Genomic DNA, 9,192 nt, shown 5'->3' with positions numbered 1-9,192 from the left:
GGGGTTGTCGTATGCCGCGCCGTCGATTCCGGTCGTGTCGAACGTGACGGGTGATCTCGCGGACGAGTTGGGTTCACCCGGCTACTGGGTTCGGCACGTACGCGAGGCGGTGCGCTTCGCGGACGGGGTCGGATTCCTGCGGTCGCGCGGGGTTTCCCGGTTTGTGGAACTCGGCCCGGACGGTGTGTTGTCGGCGATGGTGCGCGGGTGTGTGGGCGACGACGATGTCGTGGTGCTGCCGGCGTTGCGCAAGGGTCGTCCCGAGGTCGAGTCGTTGGTTTCCGCGCTGGCCGAGTTGCACGTGAACGGCGTCCTCGTCGACTGGGACGTGTTCTTCGCCGGCCACGGCGCACGCCGGGTCGCGCTGCCGACCTACGCGTTCCAGCGAGAGCGCTACTGGGTCGAGCCCTCGACGCACGGCGGTGATGTCGCCTCCGCCGGTCTGGACTCGCCCGAACACCCCCTCCTGGGCGCGATGGTGCCGCTGCCGGAGTCCGACGCGGTCGTGTTCACCGGTCGGCTGTCGGTGGAGTCGCACCGGTGGTTGGCCGACCACGTGGTCGGCGGATCCGTGTTGTTCCCCGGTACCGGCTATGTGGAACTGGCCGTACGTGCCGGCGACCAGGTCGGTTGTGGGCAGTTGGCGGAGCTGACCCTCCAGGCCCCGCTGGTTCTGCCCGAGCAGGGCCATGTGCAGGTAAGGGTGGTGGTCGATGCCGCCGACCGGTCGGGTGGCCGACCGGTGCATGTGTACTCCCGTCGTACGGACACGTCCGGGTGGACGCGACATGCCGCCGGCGTGCTGGCGGCCGGGACCGGTCGAGGCGAGGAAGCATCCGCACAGTGGCCGCCGGTGGGCGCGGCGGTGGTCGATCTCTCCGACTTCTACCCGGATCTGGCGGCTGCGGGGCTGGCTTACGGTCCGGTATTCCAGGGCCTGCGAGCGGCGTGGCGACTCGGCGACGAGGTGTTCGCCGAGGTGGAGTTGCCCGAGCGGGCGCAGGCCGATGCCGGGCGGTTCGGGTTGCACCCGGCGCTGCTGGACGCCGGGTTGCACGCGATCGCGCTTTCCGGGGCGACGGGCGAGCGGGCGGCGTTGCCCTTCTCGTGGTCCGGTGTGGAGCTGTACGCCTCCGGGGCCTCGGCGCTGCGCGTACGGGTGACCCCGGTTCGCGCGGGTGCGGTGTCCCTGCGGATCGCCGACGCGGCCGGTCGCCCGGTGGCGTCGGTGGACGAACTCGCGTTGCGGGAACTGTCCGAGGACGGCCCGGTCGCGGCCGAGGCTCGCGATGCGTTGTATCGCCTCGACTGGCTCCCCGTTGCCGCCGCAACGCGCGCGGTGACCGCGGCGGCGTGGGACGAGCTCGACTCGGGCGGGGTCGTTCCGGAGGTTGTGGTGCTGCCCGTGCCGGGTGGCTCCGAGCCGGACGCCGTCCGTACGGCTTTGCGCCGGGTGCTGGGCGTGGTGCAGTCGTGGCTGACCGAAGATCGATTCGCCGACGCGAAGTTGGTGGTGTTGACGCGCGGTGCGATGGCGTTGGAGGGGGAGAGCGTCACCGACCTCGCGGGCGCGGCCGTGTGGGGTCTGGTGCGATCGGCCCAGTCCGAGGAGCCGGGTCGGATCGTACTGGTCGACGGCGACCGGGCGGATGTGGGCTCGGCGCTGGACTCGGGCGAGCCGCAGGTCCTGGTGCGTGACGGCGTGGTGCGCGCGGCGCGCCTGGTCCGGGTCGCGGTGCCGGAACAGGCCGAGGTGGTCGACCGGTTCGGCGTGGATGGCGAGGTGTTGGTCACCGGCGGCACCGGTTCGCTGGGTGCCTTGTTCGCGCGTCACCTGGTGACCCGGCACGGTGTGCGCCGTCTGTTGCTCACGAGCCGGCGCGGCCCGGCGGCCGAGGGAGCGGCGGAGTTGGTCGCCGAGCTGGCGGAACTGGGCGCCGAGGTACGGGTCGTGGCGTGCGACGTCGCCGATCGGGACGCGCTGGCAGCGCTGTTGGCGGACCGTACGCTGACCGGTGTCGTGCACGCGGCGGGTGTCCTCGACGACGGCGTGATCTCCTCGCTGACCCCCGAGCGCCTCGACGCGGTCATCCGCCCCAAGGCCGAAGCGGCGTGGAACCTGCACGAGTTGACGCGGCACATGGACCTGTCGGCGTTCGTCCTGTTCTCCTCGGCATCCGGCGTGATGGGTGCCCCCGGTCAGGGCAACTACGCGGCGGCGAACGCCTTCCTGGACGGCCTGGCCGTGCGACGTCACGCCGACGGGCTGCCCGCGCTGTCGCTGGCCTGGGGACTTTGGAACCAGGCGGGCGGCATGAACGGGTCCTTGGCGGAGGCGGATCTGTCCCGGATGGCACAGGCCGGCGTATCGCCGCTGACCGCGGACCACGGACTCGCGCTGTTCGACGCCGCCCTCGGCGAGACCGCCGTGCTCCCGATCGACCTGAATCTCGCCGCGTTGCGCGCCCAGGGCGACTCCCTGGCCGAGTTGTACCGCGGCCTGGTCCCGGTGGCGCGGCGCAGTGCCACGGGAGTTCGGGCCGATGCGGAGACGCTGCGGCGACGGCTGGCGAGTCTGCCCGAGGCCGAGTGGCACGACGCGCTGGTGCTGCTGGTGCGCACACGTGCGGCCATGGTCCTCGGCCACGCCGGACCCGAGGCGATCGCCCCGGATCGGGCCTTTCGGGACCTGGGCTTCGACTCGTTGGCCTCCGTCGAGTTGCGCAACGGGCTGCGCGAGGCGACCGGGCTGCGACTGCCGGCGACGTTGGTGTTCGACTACCCCAACTCGGTCGTACTGGCCGGGTTCCTGCTGGCGGAGGTATCCGGCTCCCTCGACGACGGCCTGATCGCCGCCGCCGGGCCGGCGCTCGACGACGATCCGATCGCCATCGTCGGGATGAGCTGCCGCTACCCGGGCGGCATCGAGTCGCCGGAGGATCTGTGGCGGCTGGTCTTCGAAGGCCGCGACGCCGGCTCGGAGTTCCCGGTGAACCGAGGGTGGGACATCGAGCGCGTCTACGACCCGGAGGGGTTGCGGCCGGACACCAGCTACGTCAACCGGGGTGGATTCCTGCACGACGCGCCCACCTTCGACCCCGGGTTCTTCGGGATCAGCCCGAACGAAGCGCTGATGATGGACCCGCAGCAGCGCCTGCTCCTGGAAACCTCGTGGGAGGCCCTGGAGCACGCCGGCATCGATCCGGCCACCCTGCGCGGCAGCAGCACCGGTGTGTTCGCCGGGATGATGTATCACGACTACACGTACAACAGCAGCACGGGCGCGATCGCCTCCGGACGGGTCTCGTATGTCCTGGGCCTCGAAGGCCCGGCGGTGACGGTGGACACCGCCTGCTCGTCCTCGCTGATCGCCCTGCACTTCGCCGTGCAGGCACTGCGCTCCGGGGAATGCTCCCTCGCGTTGGCCGGCGGGGTCGCGGTGATGGCCACCCCCGAGACCTTCATCGAGTTCAGCCGACAGGGCGGCCTCTCGCGGGACGGCCGCTGCAAGTCGTTCGCGGCCGCGGCCGACGGCACCGGCTGGGGCGAGGGCGCGGGCATGCTGCTCGTCGAGCGGTTGTCGGACGCGCGCCGCAACGGTCACCGGGTGTTGGCCCTGGTCTGCGGTACCGCGATCAACCAGGACGGCGCGAGCAACGGCCTCACCGCGCCCAACGGGCCGGCACAGCGCCGAGTGATCCGACAGGCGTTGGCCAATGCCGGGCTGTCCTACGCCGATGTGGACGCGGTGGAGGCGCACGGCACCGGTACGACGCTGGGCGACCCGATCGAGGCGCAGGCGTTGTTGGCGACGTACGGGCAGGACCGCCCCGAGGACCTGCCGCTGTGGCTGGGCTCGGTGAAGTCGAACATGGGCCACACCCAGGCCGCCGCCGGCGTCGCCGGCATCATCAAGATGATCGAGGCGATGCGGCACGGCGTACTGCCGCGGACGCTGCATGTGGACGAGCCGACGCCACAGGTCGACTGGTCGGCGGGCTACGTACGGTTGCTGACGCAGCCTCAGCCGTGGCCGGAGACCTCGCGGGCCCGGCGGGCGGGCGTCTCGTCGTTCGGCATCAGCGGCACGAACGCGCACGTCATCCTGGAGCAGGCGCCGGAAGAGGCCGAAACGTCGGCGCGGGCCGTACCTGCCGCACTCCCCGTCGTTCCGCTCGTCGTCTCCGGACGCGGCCGCGAGGCGATGCGCGGGCAGGCGGCCCGACTGAGCGCGCACCTGCGCGGGAGCGAGTGGAACCCGGTCGACGTGGGCCATTCGCTGCTGACGTCGCGCGGCGCCTTCGAGCACCGTGGTGCGGTGGTCGGTGCCGATACGGCCGAACTCCTGGCCGCCCTCGATGTGTTGGCGGCGGGAGGCGCGGCCGACAACGTCGTGCACGGTGCGGCGCCGGGCGAAGCCAGGACGGTCTTCGTCTTCCCCGGCCAGGGGTCGCAGTGGTCGGGTATGGCGCTCGACTTGTTGGCGGACGTACCCGCGTTCGCTGCGCGGATGAAGGAATGCGCCGCTGCGCTGGCGTCGTTCGTCGACTGGGATCTGCTCGCGGTTCTTCGCGGTGAGCCGGACGCGCCGACGCTGGAGCACGTGGACGTCGTACAGCCGGTGCTGTGGGCGGTGATGGTCTCGCTGGCCGAGGCGTGGCGGGCCTTCGGAGTCGAACCGGCCGCCGTGGTCGGTCACTCGCAAGGCGAGATCGCGGCGGCCTGTGTCGCGGGCGCGCTGACCCTGGACGAGGGTGCCCGAGTCGTCGCGTTGCGCAGCCGGATCATTCGCCGGAGCCTGGCCGGGCGGGGCGGGATGATGTCGGTCGCGCTGTCCGAGTCGCGGGCGCTGGAGCGGATCGAGGGCCGGGACGACCTACAGCTCGCGGTGGTGAACAGTCCGACCTCGGTGGTCGTCTGCGGGGCGCCGGACGCGCTGGCCGAGTTGCACGCGCAACTGGAGTCGGAGGAGGTTCGGGCCCGGATCATTCCGGTGGACTACGCGTCGCACTCGAAGTACGTCGAGGAGATCCGCGACGAACTCCTGGACACGTTGGCGGACGTGCGTCCGCGGACGGGATCGATCGCCTTCTACTCCACGGTGACCGGCGGGCTCTTGGACACCTCGGAGCTGAACGCCGAGTACTGGTACACCAACCTGCGGCACACCGTCCGCTTCGAGGAGACCACTCGGGCGCTTTTGGCCGACGGCTTCGGGCTGTTCGTCGAGGCGAGTCCGCACCCGGGTCTGCTCGTGGGGCTCGCGGACACCGTCGAGTCGGCCGGCGCGGCGGCGGCGACGGTGGGTTCGCTGCGGCGGGACGAGGGCGGCCTGCGCCGATTCGTCACCTCGCTGTCGGAGGCGTACGTACAGGGCGCCGGCGTGGATTGGCGGCCATTGTTCGCCGAGGCCGCGCCGCGGCCGGTCGAGCTGCCGACGTACGCGTTCCAGCGGGAGAGCTATTGGCTTCGGCCGCCCGCCGATGCCGGCGGGGTCGCCTCCGCCGGACTGGACGCGGCGGATCACCCACTGCTCGGTGCCACCATGTCGGCGGCCGACTCGGACGGCGTGGTCCTGTCCGGACGGCTGTCCCTGGGTACCCAGACCTGGCTCGCCGAGCACGCGGTGGGCGGCACGGTGCTGTTGCCGGGGGCGGCGTTCGTGGAATTCGCCACCCAGGCCGGCGACCGGGTGGGCTACGCGAACGTGGCGGAGCTGACCCTGGAGGCGCCGTTGCTCCTGCCCGAACGGGGCGCGGTCCGCGTACAGGTGGTCCTGGGCGCGGCCGGGGAGTCCGGCGCGCGGCCGCTCGGCGTGTACTCGCGGGACGAGTCGGCCGCCGCGGACCCGGACTGGACGCGGCACGCGACCGGTCTGCTGACGGCGAGCGCGCCACCGCCGGCATTCGACCTCACGGCGTGGCCGCCGGCCGGCGCGACCGCGATCGACCTGGCCGGCTTCTATCCGGAGGCGGCCGAGAGCGGGCTCGGCTACGGCCCGGTGTTCCAGGGCCTGCGGGCGGCCTGGCGGCACGGCGACGACGTGTACGCCGAGGTCGCGCTGCCCGAGTCGGCGCACGAGGACGCGGAACGGTTCGGTCTGCATCCGGCCTTGCTGGACGCCGCGTTGCACGCGATCGGGCTGGCCGACGGCCTGGTGGACGGGCCTTCGCTGCCGTTCGCCTGGTCGCGGGTGGCGCTGTACGCGGCGGGTGCCTCGGCGCTGCGGGTGCGCGTACGGGCGGCGGGCGACGGTGGGGTCGCGCTGGCGATCGCCGACGCGAGCGGTCGGCCGGTGGCCGCCGTCGAGTCGCTGGCACTGCGGCCGGTGCCGGTCGGACCGCTGGACGCGGGGCGATCCGTGCTGCGCGACGCGCTGTTCCGGGTGGAGTGGCCGGTGGTCGCCGGCACGGCCGAGGTGGCCGGGGACTTCGTGGAGTGGGATGCGTTGGCGGCCGACGACGTGGTCCCGGCGTACGTGGTGCTGCGCTGCGACGGTGGGCGCGATGCCGCCGCCGTGCGTGCGCAGACGCATCGGGTGTTGCGGGTCGCGCAAGCGTGGTCGACGGACGAGCGGTACGCGAACGCGACGTTGCTGGTGGTCACGCGTGGTGCGATGGCCCTGCCGGGCGAGGACGTCACCGATCCGGCCGGTGCGGCGGTGTGGGGTCTGATCCGATCGGCCCAGTCGGAGGAGCCGGGGCGGATCGTACTGGCGGACCTGGATGGTCGTGACGACGACCTCCTGGTTGCGTTGGCCTCGGGCGAACCGCAGGTCGTGGTGCGCGAGGGCGTGGCGCACGCGGCGCGGTTGGCGCGGGTGCCGATCGGGGAGACCCAGGACGCGTTCGGGCCGGACGCATCCGTGCTGATCACCGGTGGTACCGGCACGCTGGGCGCCCTGTTCGCGCGGCATCTGGTCACGCGGTACGGCGTGCGCAGGCTGTTGCTGACGAGCCGGCGTGGCTTGGCCGCCGAGGGCGCGGCGGAGTTGGTCGAGGAACTGTCCGGACTGGGCGCCTCGGCCGAGGTGGTGGCGTGTGATGTCGCCGATCGTGAGGCGCTGGCCGAACTGTTGGCGGGTCGTTCGCTGACCGGTGTCGTGCACGCGGCCGGCGTCCTGGACGACGGGCTGCTGGCCTCCCTCACTCCCGAGCGGATGGACACGGTGCTGCGTCCGAAGGTGGACGCGGCGTGGAATCTGCACGAGTCGACGCGGGACATGGACCTGTCGGCGTTCGTCCTGTTCTCGTCCGCCGGCGGCGTCCTCGGCGCCCCCGGCCAGGGCAACTACGCGGCGGCGAACACGTACCTGGACGCCCTGGCAATCCATCGGCGGGCGCACGGGCTGCCCGCCACGTCGCTGGCCTGGGGTCTGTGGGATCAGGCGAGCGGAATGACGGGGACGCTGGACTCGACCGATCGGGCCCGGATCTCCCGGGGCGGCGTGCTGCCGCTCTCGACCGAGGACGGGCTGACGCTGTTCGATGCCGGCGTCGGGCTCCCCGACGCCGCGCTCGTGCCGATCCGGCTGGACCCGCGCGCGCTGGGCGTGGGCGAGGCGGTTCCGCCGATTCTGCGCGGTCTGGTCCGTGGTGTGGTGCGCCGTACGGTCGAGGCCACCGCCCTGTGGGCGGACGGACTCCGGGACCGGCTGGCGCGGTTGCCCCGCTCGGAGCAGGAGGCTCTGCTGCTGGACATGGTGCGCGCGCAGGCCGCGTCGATCCTCGGCCACGCCGGACCCGAGGCGATCGAACCGGAACGGGCCTTCCGCGACCTGGGCTTCGACTCACTGGCCGCGGTCGGCTTCCGGAACAGGCTGAATGAGGCCACCGAACTCCGGCTGCCGGCGACGCTGGTGTTCGACCACCCGACGCCGATCGTGCTCTCGCGTCATCTGGCGGCCGAACTCTCCGGTCGCCTCGATGTACGCGAGGCCGAGCCGGCGGCCGGGCCGGCGCGCGCGAAGGACGACCCGATCGTGATCGTCGGCATGGCCTGCCGCTATCCCGGCGGCGTGCGCTCGCCGGAGGATTTGTGGCAGGTGCTGGCCGAGGGACGGGACACGATCTCCCGGTTCCCGGCGGATCGCGGCTGGGACCTCGACCGGCTCTTCGACCCGCAGGCCGAGCGCGTCGACTCGGTGTATGTGAACGAGGGCGGATTCCTGTACGACGCCGCCGACTTCGACGCCGACTTCTTCGGGATCAGTCCGAACGAAGCGCTGACCATGGACCCGCAGCAGCGGTTGCTGCTGGAAACCTCGTGGGAGGTGTTGGAGCGCGCCGGCATCGATCCCGCCACCCTGCGCGGCAGTAGCACCGGTGTGTTCACCGGGATGATGCACCACGACTACGCCTACAGCAGCAATTCGGGTGCGATCGCCTCCGGCCGCGTCTCGTACGTCCTGGGCCTGGAGGGCCCGGCGGTGACGGTGGATACGGCGTGCTCGTCGTCGCTGGTCGCGCTGCACTGGGCGATTCAGGCACTGCAGTCGGGGGAGTGCACGCTGGCCCTGGTCGGCGGCGTGACGGTGATGGCCTCACCGGACACGTTCGTCTACTTCAGCGCCCAGCAGGGCCTTTCCCGAGCCGGGCGGTGCAAGTCCTTCGCCGGTGGTGCCGACGGTACGGCGCTGGGTGAGGGCGTGGGGATGCTCCTGGTGGAACGGCTGTCGGATGCGCGGCGCAATGGGCATCAGGTGTTGGCCGTGGTGGCCGGCTCGGCGGTGAATCAGGACGGGGCGTCGAATGGGTTGACCGCGCCCAACGGTCCGGCACAGCGTCGGGTGATTCGGCAGGCGTTGCGAAGTGCCGGGTTGGTGTCGGCCGATGTGGACGCGGTGGAGGCGCACGGTACCGGTACGACGCTGGGTGATCCGATCGAGGCGCAGGCGTTGTTGGCGACGTATGGGCAGGATCGTCCGGAGGGTCGGCCGTTGTGGTTGGGGTCGATCAAGTCGAATATCGGGCATGCGCAGGCTGCCGCGGGTGTGGCGGGGGTCATCAAGATGGTGGAGGCGATGCGCCGTGGCGTGTTGCCGATGACGTTGCATGTGGACGAGCCGACGCCTGAGGTGGATTGGTCGGCGGGTGCGGTCGCGTTGTTGACCGAGTCGCGGGTGTGGCCGGAGGTGGGTCGGCCGCGGCGGGCGGCGGTGTCGTCGTTCGGGATCAGCGGGACGAACGCGCA

Annotated in this window: 1 pseudogene; it reads left to right on the top strand. The window is 72.0% G+C overall.

What is annotated here, in order from left to right:
• Positions 1 to 4 precede the first annotated feature (4 nt).
• A pseudogene (locus A3IC_RS0110705) lies at positions 5 to 9,192 on the top strand (SDR family NAD(P)-dependent oxidoreductase); the annotation flags it as partial.

The organism is Embleya scabrispora DSM 41855, assembly GCF_000372745.1.
Taxonomy (GTDB): Bacteria; Actinomycetota; Actinomycetes; order Streptomycetales; family Streptomycetaceae; genus Embleya; species Embleya scabrispora.
Note: the sequence above shows the minus strand (reverse complement) of the source record. Positions and strands in the feature narration are given on the sequence as shown.